Annotated in this window: 23 protein-coding genes and 1 pseudogene; 15 read left to right on the top strand and 9 right to left on the bottom strand. The window is 58.8% G+C overall.

Annotation, left to right across the window (positions count from 1 at the left end; genetic code table 11):
- The first annotated feature begins 35 nt into the window (after positions 1-35).
- The 7 genes from LB516_RS24060 to LB516_RS24030 all read left to right on the top strand — a co-directional run bounded on the left by LB516_RS24060 (position 36) and on the right by LB516_RS24030 (position 2,648).
- Entirely contained in the window at positions 36-422 is a 387-nt protein-coding gene (locus LB516_RS24060; protein WP_224720476.1) for a tyrosine-type recombinase/integrase, read from the top strand.
- A 3-nt stretch (positions 423-425) separates the two neighbouring features.
- Positions 426-1,181: a hypothetical protein gene (locus tag LB516_RS24055; RefSeq protein ID WP_224720475.1), complete on the top strand. Its 756-nt coding sequence runs from the start codon at positions 426-428 to the stop codon at positions 1,179-1,181.
- Between the two features lie 80 nt (positions 1,182-1,261).
- Positions 1,262-1,465: a helix-turn-helix transcriptional regulator gene (locus LB516_RS24050; protein ID WP_140663848.1), complete on the top strand. Its 204-nt coding sequence runs from the start codon at positions 1,262-1,264 to the stop codon at positions 1,463-1,465.
- Positions 1,465-1,644, top strand: a complete 180-nt coding sequence (locus tag LB516_RS24045) for a hypothetical protein (RefSeq protein WP_140663846.1) — start codon at positions 1,465-1,467, stop codon at positions 1,642-1,644. Before LB516_RS24050 ends, LB516_RS24045 begins: the two co-directional genes overlap by 1 nt.
- Entirely contained in the window at positions 1,644-1,823 is a 180-nt protein-coding gene (locus LB516_RS24040; RefSeq protein WP_224720474.1) for a hypothetical protein, read from the top strand. The genes LB516_RS24045 and LB516_RS24040 overlap by 1 nt, the downstream gene beginning before the upstream one ends.
- Complete coding sequence (locus LB516_RS24035; protein WP_140663841.1) at positions 1,807-2,133, top strand: hypothetical protein; 327 nt, start codon at positions 1,807-1,809, stop codon at positions 2,131-2,133. Before LB516_RS24040 ends, LB516_RS24035 begins: the two co-directional genes overlap by 17 nt.
- Positions 2,130-2,648, top strand: a complete 519-nt coding sequence (locus tag LB516_RS24030; protein ID WP_140663838.1) for a hypothetical protein — start codon at positions 2,130-2,132, stop codon at positions 2,646-2,648. Before LB516_RS24035 ends, LB516_RS24030 begins: the two co-directional genes overlap by 4 nt.
- Before the next feature lie 208 nt (positions 2,649-2,856).
- Here LB516_RS24030 and LB516_RS24025 read toward each other — a convergent pair whose 3' ends face one another.
- Positions 2,857-3,033, bottom strand: a complete 177-nt coding sequence (locus LB516_RS24025; RefSeq protein WP_181177916.1) for a hypothetical protein — start codon at positions 3,031-3,033, stop codon at positions 2,857-2,859.
- Between the two features lie 548 nt (positions 3,034-3,581).
- Positions 3,582-3,791 carry a hypothetical protein gene (locus LB516_RS24020; RefSeq protein ID WP_224598841.1) on the bottom strand — a complete coding sequence of 70 codons (210 nt, stop codon included), beginning with the start codon at positions 3,789-3,791 and terminating at the stop codon, positions 3,582-3,584.
- Positions 3,792-3,880: 89 nt separating this feature from the next.
- Here LB516_RS24020 and LB516_RS24015 point away from each other — a divergent pair, with 89 nt between their 5' ends.
- From LB516_RS24015 to LB516_RS23985, 7 genes are all read left to right on the top strand, one after another.
- Positions 3,881-4,201, top strand: coding sequence for a hypothetical protein (locus tag LB516_RS24015; protein WP_224720473.1), 321 nt, complete (start codon positions 3,881-3,883; stop codon positions 4,199-4,201).
- A 110-nt stretch (positions 4,202-4,311) separates the two neighbouring features.
- On the top strand, positions 4,312-4,701 hold the full coding sequence (locus LB516_RS24010) for a hypothetical protein (RefSeq protein ID WP_224720472.1): 390 nt from the start codon (positions 4,312-4,314) through the stop codon (positions 4,699-4,701).
- 16 nt (positions 4,702-4,717) lie between these two features.
- A complete protein-coding gene (locus tag LB516_RS24005; protein ID WP_224720471.1) occupies positions 4,718-5,086 on the top strand; it encodes a hypothetical protein in 369 nt (122 codons plus the stop codon).
- Between the two features lie 427 nt (positions 5,087-5,513).
- Positions 5,514-6,005, top strand: a complete 492-nt coding sequence (locus tag LB516_RS24000; protein WP_224720470.1) for a hypothetical protein — start codon at positions 5,514-5,516, stop codon at positions 6,003-6,005.
- Positions 6,002-6,445, top strand: coding sequence for a hypothetical protein (locus LB516_RS23995; RefSeq protein WP_224720469.1), 444 nt, complete (start codon positions 6,002-6,004; stop codon positions 6,443-6,445). Before LB516_RS24000 ends, LB516_RS23995 begins: the two co-directional genes overlap by 4 nt.
- Before the next feature lie 2 nt (positions 6,446-6,447).
- Entirely contained in the window at positions 6,448-7,455 is a 1,008-nt protein-coding gene (locus tag LB516_RS23990; protein WP_224720468.1) for a phage tail tape measure protein, read from the top strand.
- A 228-nt stretch (positions 7,456-7,683) separates the two neighbouring features.
- Positions 7,684-7,938: a hypothetical protein gene (locus tag LB516_RS23985; RefSeq protein WP_224720467.1), complete on the top strand. Its 255-nt coding sequence runs from the start codon at positions 7,684-7,686 to the stop codon at positions 7,936-7,938.
- 95 nt (positions 7,939-8,033) lie between these two features.
- Here the strand turns inward: LB516_RS23985 and LB516_RS23980 are convergent, their stop codons facing one another.
- The 5 genes and pseudogenes from LB516_RS23980 to LB516_RS23960 all read right to left on the bottom strand — a co-directional run bounded on the left by LB516_RS23980 (position 8,034) and on the right by LB516_RS23960 (position 11,367).
- Entirely contained in the window at positions 8,034-9,260 is a 1,227-nt protein-coding gene (locus LB516_RS23980) for an AAA family ATPase (RefSeq protein WP_224720466.1), read from the bottom strand.
- Positions 9,261-9,386: 126 nt separating this feature from the next.
- On the bottom strand, positions 9,387-9,674 hold the full coding sequence (locus LB516_RS23975; protein WP_224720465.1) for a YodC family protein: 288 nt from the start codon (positions 9,672-9,674) through the stop codon (positions 9,387-9,389).
- A gap of 152 nt (positions 9,675-9,826) precedes the next feature.
- The gene (locus LB516_RS23970) at positions 9,827-10,225 is read right to left on the bottom strand and encodes a hypothetical protein (RefSeq protein ID WP_224720492.1); all 399 of its coding nucleotides are present in this window, start codon (positions 10,223-10,225) and stop codon (positions 9,827-9,829) included.
- Between the two features lie 12 nt (positions 10,226-10,237).
- Positions 10,238-10,572, bottom strand: a pseudogene (locus LB516_RS23965) (hypothetical protein); the annotation flags it as partial.
- Between the two features lie 294 nt (positions 10,573-10,866).
- The gene (locus LB516_RS23960; RefSeq protein ID WP_224720464.1) at positions 10,867-11,367 is read right to left on the bottom strand and encodes a hypothetical protein; all 501 of its coding nucleotides are present in this window, start codon (positions 11,365-11,367) and stop codon (positions 10,867-10,869) included.
- A 563-nt stretch (positions 11,368-11,930) separates the two neighbouring features.
- Between LB516_RS23960 and LB516_RS23955 the strand changes: the two genes are divergently transcribed.
- Positions 11,931-12,608 (top strand): outer membrane protein, encoded by a 678-nt coding sequence (locus tag LB516_RS23955; protein ID WP_224720463.1) that lies wholly within the window; start codon positions 11,931-11,933, stop codon positions 12,606-12,608.
- A gap of 745 nt (positions 12,609-13,353) precedes the next feature.
- On the opposite strand, the gene LB516_RS23950 is transcribed toward LB516_RS23955, so the two are convergent.
- Both LB516_RS23950 and LB516_RS23945 read right to left on the bottom strand, forming a co-directional pair.
- Positions 13,354-13,593, bottom strand: coding sequence for a hypothetical protein (locus tag LB516_RS23950; RefSeq protein WP_224720462.1), 240 nt, complete (start codon positions 13,591-13,593; stop codon positions 13,354-13,356).
- Positions 13,580-13,768, bottom strand: a complete 189-nt coding sequence (locus LB516_RS23945) for a DUF3606 domain-containing protein (RefSeq protein WP_140663827.1) — start codon at positions 13,766-13,768, stop codon at positions 13,580-13,582. Before LB516_RS23945 ends, LB516_RS23950 begins: the two co-directional genes overlap by 14 nt.
- Positions 13,769-13,881: the final 113 nt, after the last annotated feature.

Genomic DNA, 13,881 nt, shown 5'->3' with positions numbered 1-13,881 from the left:
TAAAATAGCCCACCGAACTGTTGGGTGACGACCAGATGTCCACGGATTTTGTTGAACTTAATCGCTGGTTTGCTCCGATCCGCAGAGATCAGGAACTCAATCCTGAATACGGGGCGCATTGGGGCGCGCGGCTATGGGAGAAATCGCATCAGTTCCGGCCGATGAACGAAGCTTGCAAGAACGCCAAGATCGTTCCGGCGATCGGTTTCCATGGTCTTCGGCACACTTGGGCAAGCCTTTCCGTCATGAATGGAATGCCGCTTTTGGTGGTGGCAAAGAACCTGGGGCACACTGATACGAGGATGGTGGAAAAGCACTACGGTCATCTGGCGCCGTCCTATGTGGCCGATGCGGTGAGGGCAGGGGCGCCACGGTTCGGCACCGTGCAGAATACAAACGTCGTCTCGATGGGAGGGCTTTAAGCGATGACCGTTGAATGGGTCCCCCTCAAATTTGCGGTCGCCATGTTGGAAACGACACTCATTCCGGCATCGGAAAAATCCGAACGCCTCTTGCCATATGCTCGGGCCGCTCGCTCGGCCGATCGGTCAAAGTTTGCGCGGGATATGTTTCTGTCATGCTGGCGATCGGGAACCGTAGCTGTGCAAGCCGGAACGTTAGGCGCCGCCGCCAATGTCGATTTGCCGTCATCGCTTCATGAGCAAGCGGTGTTCGAGTGGTCATCTGATGGTGTAACCATCGATCCCCGACGCGGCGAGGAAACTAATCCGCACGGGCATCCACGTTACGATGATCGTGGCCATCTCACGTTCGATCCGCCATCTATGGCCCAAGCTCATCCGGCAGTAGACAAGGATCTCCTGGCGGTACAAATCGGCACCGACGTTCAAGTTCGAAAGGCCGATCTCGATGCATGGGTCGAGTACTGGAGCGTGTCCAAACAGGCGGTTGTTGCGGCCGATGATCAGGTCCGCACCGACATTGATCGCGCCAGTTCCAAGCAACCAGCATTGCCGACCAAATCGGCAACCGTTGCCGATTCGCCGATGGCGCGGCGGCGAGGGCCTGCACCGCAAAAACTTCTCAGTGTGAAGGCGGCGATGGCCGATTTCGACCGGGCCATTCTCGACACCATGACCGAGGAAGCCATGGTCGCGCAGTTTAAAGCTTCCCGCGATACTTGCCGCCGCGCTCGTCGGGAATTGTCGGAGTTTAAGTGAAACTATCTACCACCATCGACAATTAGCGACAGTGGAAAGCGTCGTCCACCTTGGGCCTGTAACAACACAGGGAAACCCAAATGGACTACTCTTTCGAAGCTTACAGCATTCCCGAGTTTTGCGCCGCTCATAGGATCAGCCGCGCGACGTTCTACAATCTCGTCAACGATGGTCATGCACCGCGCACCATGAAGGTGGGTGCCCGCGTCCTGATCTCTAGGGAAGCGGCGGCGGATTGGCGCAAAGCCTGCGAACTTGGCGCGGCCAAGGCGGAGGCCGCATAATGCAGTTCGATCTCAATCCCGACCAGCAAGTCCAGCACGCAGCCGAATGGCTCGCCGGTGGCGGCAAGACCGGCGCGGCAACCGTTCCTGAGTTGCGCAGCCGCTTCGGCATCACGGCACCCCAGGCAATCGAGGCCATTCGCCTCGCCAACGCCCTTCGTTTGGCGAGGGCGCATTGATGACCTTCATCGATGACATGATCGAAAAGGCCTCTTGGTTCATCGCCTATGCTGGCGAAGGCCGGACCCATTGGACCACGCGGGAGATGCTGGCGCAGCGCTTCAAACTGACACCGGACGAAGCGTTGACGTTGTTCAAGATCGTGAAGGGAGGCATCAGCAATGCAGACGCCTCTTGAAAACGAGGCCGCCGCCCCGATTGCAGTCGGGAACGGCGGCAAAGGAAGGTTGACGCGTAAGTCTAACGCCGACCGCATTACGCCGCAAGAGAGGTGGAAGCGCGCCAACCCGAAAAAAGTCTGGGCTCAACAGTCCTTGCGGAGTGCCTTGAAGCGGGGGCTGGTCATTCAGGAGCCGTGCAGGGTCTGCGGCAATCTCGATGCCGAAGCACATCATCCGGACTATGACCGGCCGATGGATGTGGATTGGCTTTGCCGGCGTGACCATCAGGCAGAGCATCGGCGCCTTCGGTGCGAGGCAGCCGAATGAGCGCCCGCAGCTTCACCAAGGTAGCGCCGGCCGTCTGGCGCTCCCGGCGGTTTATCAGCTTGCCGGACGAGGCGAAGGTGGGATTTCTCTATCTCCTCACCAATGCCCATGTGACGAGTGCCGGGGTCTACGACCTCCCGCCTGGGTACGCTTGCGCGGATCTCGGCTGGACTGATGCGGCGTATGAGAGCGCACTTCGCGAGCTGGTCGAGGTTGAGTTGATCGACCGCGACCGCGACGTGATCCTCATAGAACGCTGGTTCAAGCATAACCCGCCGACCAACGATGACCACGCCATAGGCACACGGCGCCGCCTCCAGGCAATCGAGAGCGACCGGTTGCGAGAGAAGGCCGTCGCGGGCTTCGATGAGGTCAACGCGGCTCGTATCGAACGGGAAGCACAGAAGGCAGCGGACAAGGCCGCAAAGGCCGCTGGAATGTCCAGATCGGTGGCTGAGACCATCGGAACCACTTCGCGTCTGATGGGCACTCGATTGATGCGGGGTGGCCAATGAGACCCTGTAGACACCCTGTAGTGACCCTGTGCACACCCTCTGTAGGGGTAGTTTTACACCCTGTGACAGGGTGTGCACACACCAAGACCAAGACCGAGACCTTAGACCGAGACCTGAGACTGGCTCAAATCGCAAAGGCCCAACCCGCCATCAGCGCCGCAAGAGGGCTTTGGAGAAAGAGGGAGCCAGGATCGAACGTCGGCTCGCGTCAGGAAACTCGCTGGCCTAATTGGAAGAACTGTATCAACGCCGAAATAATATCTTCCGCCGTTTCGGAATCGAGCTGCAACTCGATCACCTCGTCGTCGCCAATAAGTTCCACGCTGCCAACAAGCGGGTCTTTCGAGACGACTGTCAGATCGTTTCCTTGGTATTCGGCAGCCACGTTCGTCCTCCCTCAAAAGCTTGTCTGCGACGGCGGCCCCGACGAGCCTACATGTTGCTGGCTGCGTGATGCTGAGGCGGAGCCGGTCTGTTCCTGGCGGGCCGGGGTTTGATGTGAACCGGCCGATTGGCGAGTGTTTTCACCATCGGCGAGTTTACGTGCTGCTTAGCAGCTACGCGCTCGCGTTTCACCAGCTTGGCGACAAAGCTCCGCACCTCGAACATAAAGGGCTCCTCCCAGACGCCCTCCTGCACTGTGAAGCTACGCTTCTTCAGGACGTTCGCAAAGGAATTTCCCGACCGCCGGCTCGGCCCCCGAGTTGGTCAGCTGCCAAATGCCAGCCAGCGGCGAATGTGCCGCCGTCCGAAGCCTCCAGAGCCGCTTGCCTCAGCCATCCTGGCAACCGCTTTCTCGACCAGCCGAGCCGATGCATCCGTGTGTGCGGCTTGCTCCGCCAACTGTCGGCGAAGCGCCGATATCCTCTTTGCCCGATCTGTGTCGGGCATTGTCGGAGTGTGAAATTCGGAATTGTAGATCATAGCACCACCTCAGCCCATGTTGCCGGTCTTGATCTTCGTCAGGTGCTCTCTGGCTTCACAGACACGTCTGTGCGCGCCTCGTATCGTGTCACAGAGGGTAAGGTCGATGCCCACGCCGTAGCGCTTGTCCTGCATCCGCTCGACACGTTTGAGCTCGGATTCAGCTTGGCTCACGCTCAGCCTGGCCTTGGCAAGCTCCAGATCGAAAAGTTCAAGCATTGTTTCGCGTCCGTTGGAATCCCTTCCATTAGGAAACCCTCATATTCTGCTTTGGTTCCTCGTTCCCTGCTTGCGATGGGGAGGAGTGTATGACACCGCTCGATCCGCAACTGGAAGCCTATGTCGCAGCTGCAGAAGCCGCGCTGGCGGACCTACGTCGCTATATCTGCCACGGCTCTTCCGGAGCCTGTCGGCAGCCGGAACCTGCGCCCCATTTCGAGCCGCAATTCCCTGCCGAGTGGCTTCTTCAGCCAGATATCCTGACACCGAAACAAGCTGGCCATCTGGCAAGGAGGTCTGAATGCACGATCACAAGGTGGTGCAAAGGCGGACGTATCGGGACAAGGTTTGGTGGAAGATACGAAACCAAGAAGGCGGAGTTTTTCGAATATGTCTCCAATCATCCGTGAACAGGTCTGTTCATGTTTTGCAGTTTCCGATGCAGGTTTGCAGTTTTCCCAAAATGACTGGCTGCGCCGCTTATCGTATATTCGGTGCATCGGAAACCGGAGCCTCACAAATGGACTTCAAAGCCTTCTTGAATTTGGTGCGCCGCCAAGCAAATACGGTCGGGGATCTAACGGCCGCCTTGGGGCAGATTGACATCGAAGGCGCCGAAGCAGCGGCTGAAGCACTGGAGGCAGAACGCAGGCGCATCTTGCTAGACGGAAGCGACAAACAGCTCTCCGACGTGGAAGACCGCATCGCTACTGCAAACCGCGACATCGAGCGCCTATTCGCGGCCAAAGACGAGATTGAGCGCCGGCTTGAAGCCGCCAAAGTGTCTGCTTCCCAAAACGAGCGTTTGGCGCTTCATGCCGCCGCCAAGGCCCAGGCTGATGCAGCGGCCAAGGCGCTATCGAAGGAATATCCCGAGATCGGCCGTAAGCGTCCGCCTGTGGTGCTTTGACACCCCAGATATCCGAGTGCTTCCGCCGGAACAGCAGCAAGAACTTGATGCCAGATTTCCAGGCGTGGACCGGGCGTCGATCTCAAGCGGCAGCAGCGGTGGTTATTCCGTGATCATCCGCCGCTCGCTAATCCAGCGCTCCTATGTGCCGGCATCGCAGACCGAGAGGCCCGACAGCATCCTCACCATCAAGATGCCGGGGCTGAAGATAGGGGACGTGCCATTCTGGCAAGCACTGCCTTATTCGGATCTGGGTTCAGTGCGAGCCAATCTGGACAAGATCGCCTCAATGCGCCCCGCACCAGCGGTGAACGATAGCGAGATCCGCATCGAATATCACGAGACCACAAGCGCCGACCCTGCCATGGCAGAAGCGGCCGAGTAAGCACGACGATGGGCATGTCCTTTGGGTATCACACCATCAGGCCGGACGGCGGAAGCTGCCCGGTTCTAAAAATTGCTTGCGCGTTCCTCGTCATAGCGCGTGAGCACAGCAGGCAGGACGGCGTTTGGTTCCGCTGCCCTGCCTGCACCCCAGATTGCCAATGCGTTCCTGTCAGTCCGCATGGGCATAGGGTCGGATGTTCAACAGCGGTTTCATCCGGCCCGCTCAATTCAGGTTGCCACTGTGCCGGCGAAGATCGGCAGACTGGCGGCAAGGGTCGGATGATTGCGGGTGCATCGTCCGACCCGCTCCCACCAGGCCAAGGTACTTCCCAGCCCATAAACCGTATGCGGGGCGGCGTAGCACATCGTTCCCCTAGCCACAGGCTTCGGACGTGTTCCACCACAGGGGGCCGTACATCATGGGCATGACCAAGCAGATTTATTCCATCTCGGCGCTTGCCGTGGAGCTTGGCCGCGACCGCCGCACGGTTGCCAGCGCATTGGATAGGGTTGTTCCCGACGGCATTGTGAAGGGCGGTCCCCATCGCGGCTGGTATCTCCAAACAGCGCTCAAGGCATTGAAGGCCGAACCGCCGAAGCCATTCGATCCCACCGACGGCCCGCTCGGCACGATGCTCGACAGGCTGGCCGGCTGGCGCGAAATTTACTCGGGCGAACCCCCAGACCTAAGCATCCAGGATATGGCCGTTATCATCGGGCACCCTGCATCCTCGGTGCTGACCTGGCTGCGTGCCGGTCTCCCCTACGTCAAGCGCGGCGATTTCGAGACGGGAGCCGGCTTCACGCTCCGGGCACCCTGGCTCATCGACTGGCTATGCTCAACCTCATTCATTGCCCGCAAGTCGGGCGACTCGGCCAGCGCCGCAAAACTCAAACTCCTGAAGGAATTCACGTGACCACCACTTTCCCTGCCCACTGGACCCGCGCCATCGACCGGGCCGACGCCTCCGCCTTCACGGGCGAGAGCGACTTCGCCGCATTCTTCCGCGCCACAAGCATGGTCCAGGGGTGCTTCACGGACCTTACGAAGGATCAGCAGGACAACGTTCTGACCCTTCGTGACCGCTTCCCTGCCGTGGTCGAAGCCGCGCGCCGCGAGTCGATAAAAGAACAGGATGCCGCGCTTGCCGGGCCTCGCTTCTTTGGCAATTTGGCGGTTGGGAAGCCGGCGCCAACGATCGAACAACTGAAGCCTGAACTCGCTGCGATCGAGGCCGAAATCGGCAAGGTGCCAAAATCAGACACATGGGAAAAGGCGATCGCAAAGACTAATGCCAGCTTCGGCAGGATGGCGGCACACATCTATGCCCGCCGCAACGGGGCAAGGGGTGTCTGATCATGGCCAAAAACACGATTGTTCAAAGAATTTCGTTGGATGGCGGCGAGGCGATCAAAAGCCAATTGCAGGCACTGGGTAGTGCCGGCGAACGCGCTTTCAAGCAAATGGCGGCGGTGGACCGGGCGAATTTTGAAAAGTTCTCTGCGTCTCTTGGCAAGGCTCGTACAGACCTCGCGGCATTCGTTAAGAACACCGCCTTGCTGGGCACGGGACTTGCTGCTGCTGCGGGTGGCGCTGGTGCAGCCGTCTTCAGTCTTGCCAAGTCGTCTGCGGAATCAGCCGACGAGGCCGGCAAAAATGCTCAGAAAACCGGGCTCCAGATCGATGCTTATGGCCGGCTGGAGTTTGCGGCGAAACAGGCCAACGTCTCGCAGGACCAGTTCGTCTCATCGATGTCGAAATTAAACAAATCGATCGCGGAAGCGGCAGCGCAGACATCGAAAGCAGGAGGTACCTTCGATGCGTCTGGCGTAACCGTGACCAGGTTCGGCGCCGCGACCGAGAAGGCGGCCGAAAAGACCGAAACAGCCGGGACCGCATTCGATCGCCTGGGGATTAAACTCAAAGACGCCAACGGCAAGTTGCGGCCGACCGAGGCGATCATCGGGGATCTCGCGGAAGCGTTCTCTCGATTGGAGGATGGCCCCGTCAAGGTGGCGTTGGGCATGGAAATCTTCGGTAAATCGTTCGCCGACCTGATCCCGTTTTTGAACCAAGGGCGAGACGGAATTCGCGACCTCGGCAAGGAAGCGGACAAGCTCGGGCTGACCCTCACAGCGGCGGACACGGCGCTTGGCGACAATCTCGGCGACACGCTGGACGAGCTGGCCGGCGCCATCTTCGGCATCAAGCGCAAGTTGGGGCTGTTGTTCGCGCCGATCGTCCTGGCTGGGGCCGAAGGTTTTCGAGACATCATCGTTCAGAACAAGGATGCAATTCTGCAATTCGGCGCCGAAGCCGCTCGTGTGACGGCCGGCGTTCTAGGCGCGATTTGCTGCACCTTTTGAGCGGCAACACAGCGGCCATCAAGAACCCGTGGATCAAGGTCTGGTCGGCGGCAATCATCCAGTTCGGCAATGATGTCGCGGGCGGCCGGCCAGCGGCTTCTCCGGCAAGACGGTGAAGTTAGAACTCAAATACGGCACGAGCCCGCAGGAGGTCATCGAATTGATCGGGCAGGCCGATCCCGTGAACCGCCTGCAACAATTCATCTTGGCTGAACGGTGGAGGAAAGCATGACCGAATTTCCCGACTTCGATCCTTCCAAGATTCCACAGTCCGGCGATCAACACGACCCCAAGGTGCGCGCAAATCAGAAGGCGTTCCAGGAGCGCTTCGGCGACTTCAAGGCGCGTCACGTCACCGGCATACACCTTGGCCCCGCACCGAAAGGCGAATGGGTGGGCTGCATCTTCGACATGGAAGTGTTGGCGATGATGTCGGCCGGCGAGATCATCCAGGCCGCCTATGGCGAAGCGGGTAAAGCATGAATGCCGGCGATTGCCCTCATTGCGTGCGCCGTCGTGCTGGCGCTGGCGTGCCCCTTCTGAGGCGGCTCGGCTGCTCTTTCTTTTGGCCTTGGAGCTTACATCGGAGCGGTTCCGCGAACCTGCCAACGGAGAAAGAACCGAAGATAAGGGTCGGCAACACTTACTTCGCGACGTTCTTCATCCCAATCGACCGCCGACGAAAGTCCACCCTTGAGGGATATATTTGCAAGGTGCTTCAGGGCTGACGTGATTTCATGTTTCTGCGGCATCATCTCGGTGGTAAGGAGGTTACTCATCTTCGACCGAAGGTCGTCATAGCTGATCGATGGCAACGGCCCGGTCTCTGCAATGGCGAGGAGAGTCGCTTCGTAGATGTCGGCTTCCTCACCGCTCTTGAGGGGGCGTTTCAGCCGCTCCTTTCGCGCCTGCGGTCCGGCGACAAGCTTCTGGTAGATTGGAAGGCCAGCATCCTGAGCAATTCGGGTAAACATTGACTTCAGGTCGTAGTCATCTGGAATCTTCGTCCGGCCAAACAGCGACGGCTTTTCGACGTTGTTGTCAAAGCAAATTTCCCAGCAAAATTTTTGCATCAGAAATGGTGACGACTGGCATTCCGCCACAATGGTCGAGACGATCTCAGCCGGACAATCAACCTTTAGTTCGCGAAAGCCCAGTGTTGCGATCTGCTCAAGCTCGCCCGGATTCCAATCCGGGAGCGTTACGGAGATAAATCGTCCCGTTAGTTCGGATTCGGCGGATATCGCGTCAAACACTCGATGAGCGACCGAAAGGAGCAGCACTTTGAGGCCATTGAAAATTGCTCCCTTCAGATTCCTGACGACCTCTTTTCGCGATTCAGGGTCGATGTAGTGGAAGTCGTCAATCACCAAGATGACGCGGCGTTGCTGCATCATGAGAAGTGCTTCTGCCATACCATCAACGCGATGCAGGGTCTCTGCGGTCTGGGAAGACAGCCGCGACCCCCCCGCGCTGACAATCGATACCGACACTCCACCCTCAACTTGCTTTGCCAGTTCGTGGCTTGAAGCTCGTTCGTACGGGATGTTCAACTCAGCCGTGATCTTGTTCCAGAGGTCATCAGGGGTTTTGATCTGACCGCCGTCTATCCAGACATACTCTCGCTCGCCGAGCATCTTCTTGCAGAGAACAGTCTTGCCGGTCTTCGTAGGACCGGCAAGAGAAACGATCTGGTTCGGAGTGGCGAGAGCTCGAGCAAGGCTTCTTTCGACATGCAGCTCTTGCCGGTCAATGTAGGTAACCGTTGGTTGTCCTCCAGCGACAAAGACGTCATCTTTATGCATCTATCTGACCGTGCGCGCCGCGCGCGCCGCCCCTGTTTTCTGCGCGCCGCTCGCGCCGAGGGGATATAATCGCATCGGGGGAGGATGGACAAGCCGCGCCAGCGGTGGCTGGACGGTCGCTGGCATTCAGGCGGTTGCAGGAGTGCCTTCGTCTGATACCAAAAGATCTTCATCGAAATGGCTGTCGAAGCGCTTCCCGCGCTCGAACCAGGTACATTCGATGAAAAGAACGCTACCATCATTGCTTGGAATATTGGGGTCGGAAACGGTCATCAGCGGCCCACCAGACTTCAGGCGCACCGTTTCAGCCTTTTTGAACTTCGCCATCTCTTCTCTGCCCTCACGCGGAAAAGTTGCTGAGGCAACATTGGCGCTGAGACGAACACAAAAGCAAGCCGACGGCAGCCGGGCCATGCCGGAATCCTCCCGGCGGCTGCGAACATGCCTTATGCGAAAATACGCCCTTTGATGGAGTGGAGTCCGGGACTTGCCTACCTACTAGGCACTATTTCGCCAGCGCCGCCCCATTCTCGGGGCTGGACATGGTCGCCACAACAGCGAGGCGACTAAGCTCGCTCTGCTTCGAAGCGGCCAGTTGCTTCGTCGATTTTAGTCACCCGCATTTCGGGTCCAACCTTGCGTGCGACGATACTGCTATGCATGGCATCGCTCGGCGTAACGATGATCGATCGAAAGAGGCCGCCGCGATTCGACATGGCTTGCTGAAGGTGCTCGATGCGCCGGCGGTTCTCCGGCCGATCAATCCAACCCTGCCCAGAGAGTCCAAAGGTGCTGTAGTGGGTCTGCTCGACGTCCAAAAATCTGTCAGTCCAGAGTGTTACCACTACAGCCTTGCCATCGTCGGTGACCATTGACCAGGTGCGCCGAGGATTGCGGACTGTCGCACCTTGCCGTGCATACGCCTCGGTGAGTGTTCCGCATTCAGGATGATGTTCGGTCTTCATATTCCTCTCCTCGCTATCGTTTTGCCTTCCGCCGGCAGCTCTGGCCTCGGCCTCGCTGCAGAACCACCGTCTCGCCACATTGAGGGCTGATCTTCGTCTCCCAATAAATCCTGGCCTGGGACGTGGTAGATTCGCTCGCCGGTGTTGATCGAGCCCTTGATGTCGCAACTGCCCGCGCTGCCACCCGATCCGCTCACCCAGCCGGCGACAGTTTCGAGCCTGCCTGGGTTGAACGTGAGAAAGCCAGCGAGAGGCACCATTACCAGCGGAAATAGATAGTACAGGCTTCGCCACGATCGCCGGCGATCCTTTGCGCGCTGCCGCCAGAGGTCAGCTTGGTTGGCGCCCCGGTGACGTGGTTTGGGTAAAGCCTAAGCGGTCTGGAGCTGCTGTCCGACTGACCTGTCGCGCATCCTCAACACCAGCAGTCGCGTAGCTGCGAACGGTGCCATGACGATAAACGCCAGGGCGATGTTGGATAGGAAATAACTGGGGACGTAACAAACGGATTCCATGATTTAGCCCTTCAACCATCTGATAGGTGGCCTCCTCACGACCGCGCCCACCAGCATGATCCTGCTTCGCTTGAAATGCAAGCAAGCGCTAATATGGGTAGAGGACCCCGAAGCCCGTAGGCGACCTCAGACCGGTGACGGGTTGATGCCGGCAGCCCTTAACTTCGCGCCTAGATTTGCGCGGCTCGCACACGCAGCCTTGTCGCCGGCGACGCACTTGTTGTTCGCATCCGACCAATCCAGCAATGCCGTGTTGATCCAGCTGCCCGGCGCGCGAGCTATCCCATAGGGTGTCGGTGTTGCACCAGCAGCGACCGCTGCCACAGCGGCGGTTCCCTGACCGTGAGGCGCGCGTTTCCATCCGCTTAGGATGAGGCAGTTCTTCATGTACTGATCTTCGGCAGCCAAGTTGCCGAGAGCGTTGCCAATTCCAGCACCCGCCACAAAGCCGGGCGATCCGATTGCAATATAGCCTTGGTCTGCCGAGCCCTTCTGCATCTCGCACTGAGCATGGGCGACGTCGAAACTCGGTCCGTAACCGATCTGCATGTAGTCAGATTGATTGCTGGTCTGACAGCCACATAGCGTGGCAATGGCACCAAGTGCCATCAACGTATTTATTTTCATCCCCGAGCCCTCCCAAGGCCAAGGATTAGCATCTCCTAAAGTTATTCCTTGTGCAAGGGTGCATGTCTACTCTGGTTAATCGGGGCTAGATCGACCCGCCGTGAATGAACGGCGCCCCAACTCTTGGCGGGTTCCCGCGTAGGAGTCCAGATCGGAACATTAGCGCCCTCTAACGGTTCACCTATGCAACGTGTTCCCGGACTCTATGATCGGTAAAGTGCGATGGCGCTGGTGTTGGCTTGTGATTTCGCCCACTTTCTCGGATTGACCGGGGACGAACTGCTAGTCGACGTCCTATCGGTCGCAGCGTGCTTGCTGTTTTTTGATACTGTGGCGCCCGGCCGGCCATATCGATAGGACGCGGCGTCGCGGTCGTTGCCTCATCGGTCCTGAAGCGGCGCACAGCAGTTTTGCGTCTAGCAACGCCTAAAGCGTGCGCCTGCAAACGCACGATATCCAATGCGCGACCGAGCGCTAGAATATCCGCCCTGTTGCAAAAGTAGCGCAGACTCTTCCTGAGAAAATGCGCAAAGCTACAAGTTGATGAATTTGGAGACGAAGGCATGAAACTCGCGCTCATCTGTTCCGTTGCGTTTCTGGCAGCTTCTTCTCCAGTCCTGGCTGCCGACTTCGTTGAGCCGGTCGCCGCGATGCCGTACTCATGGACCGGCTTCTATATCGGCGCACAAGTCGGAGGCGCCTGGAATGACAGCCGATGGTCGCCGGCAATCCCTCCGGGGAGCTTCGCTCCCTTCAATACAAACGGGTCCGGAGCCGTGTACGGCGGACAGATCGGTTACAACTACCAGATCAACCAATTCGTCATAGGCATCGAGGGCGATTTCGCAGGCTCTTCGGTAAAGGGCGATAGTCAATGTCCGGCTACGCCAGGGTCGGTCTGCCAGACCAAGCAGGACTATCTGGGTTCGGTGCGCGGACGCCTCGGGTACGCAATCGATCGGGTGCTTATCTATGGCGATGGCGGCGTTGCATTCAGCAAGTACAAGTTCGCGGAGACGCAGCTTTTGCTTCAATCCTTTGGGGGTGGGTCTCGGGTAGGTTGGACTGCTGGCCTCGGCGTTGACTACGCTTTCAGTGACCATTGGACCGCTGGCGTCGAATGGAACTATTACGATTTTGGCTCGAAAGATGGCGCCAGCAGCTTAGCAGGCCCGGCCTTCGTGCTCAGCGCTCGCGAGACCGAGAACACTGTCGTCGCCAAGATTAACTACAAATTCTGAGATGGTCAGCGCGAATCCAGGATAGAGTTTATTTCGTTCCGTGCGGGCCGAAGAAGCGTCGGTAGGACATCGAGGATCGCGGCCCAGGTGATCGTCATCTCGAAGTCGGCCGGCTAGCCGATCCATGCAAAGCAGCCCGCTAGGGCTACGCCCGGCGGGTTTTCGTGTTCGGGTCGGGAACAGCTCGACCAGTCGCAAGTTCCGGCCTAGGCGGCGGCGCGTCCGGGTCTTTCGCGACGCTGGCCGGCCCGCGCTCTACAGTGGGGTGGGGTGCGGGCCTCACTGGAACATACGTCAGAGTCAAAGGTTCGGGAGCCAGCCGGCTACTCCGGCGGTTCTCCACTTCTGTCAGCTGCCCGCTGGCTCCGGCCGGCGGGCATTTTGTGCGCATGTGGGAACTTGGTATTTCTCGGCAAGTTCGAAACGTGGCAGCTCCCCGCTGCTGGTCAGGATGTCCCCCCTGGCCGGGCCCGCTTCCCTGCCCGTACTGCCAGGAGGCGGGCCCACTGGGTGGCGGGCGTTCTGCATCTCGTTTATCATCGTCCTTCATGGGGATACTTCGACCACGGCAGAAGCCCAAAAAAGCTTACCCGAACAGCGACCGCTTCGCCGAAGACGGCCAGCGTCTTTACAGCGCGTATGCGCCAGCAGCAGCCCGCAAAGCGGCGCGTCGTAGGTATGCCAGGACTGGATCGGCGGGTCTCATCGCTGCAGCAATTGTGCTGGCGGCCATTTGGTGGTTCGTCTAGCTGGTCAGCTTCTCCACCGTGGCGATGATCGCTTTGGCCAGCGCCTCGGCCTCATGGATCGGGGTCGGCCCATAGAGCGCATTGACCATCTCTCGGCTAGCCAGCACGCCAGCCGGACAGGTCGCCTCGATTGCCATCCTGATCAGGCCAAGGGCCTCGTCACAGTCCTCGGCGGAGATCATCATCGAGGGCAGAGCGCGAAGCCGCTCGAATATCTCGGGCTCAGCGGTTTCCAAGCGCTTTTGCCTCTCGCTCTAGCGTCTCACGGTCGTTGCCGTGCTTCGCAATGAGGTCTCGCACCTCCGGCATGGTGAGCTGGAATTTCCGGGCGAAATAGGCGACCTCATAATCCTCTTCACCCGATACGCGGTTCCGATCGCGGGCATCACGCTTGCTCTTGTCGTCGGCCATTAACGTTCCTCCTGTGGCGAGATTCGCAACGTGCGATCGGTCGCTTTGTTTCGGCGTCGGCGTCTCCCTTCGGAACAATTTTAGACAAAGCTAATTGAGTCGAGGTTTTGCGA

Source organism: Mesorhizobium sp. CO1-1-7, assembly GCF_020164885.1.
GTDB lineage: Bacteria > Pseudomonadota > Alphaproteobacteria > Rhizobiales > Rhizobiaceae > Mesorhizobium > Mesorhizobium australicum.
This window is presented reverse-complemented; position numbering and strand designations above follow the sequence as displayed.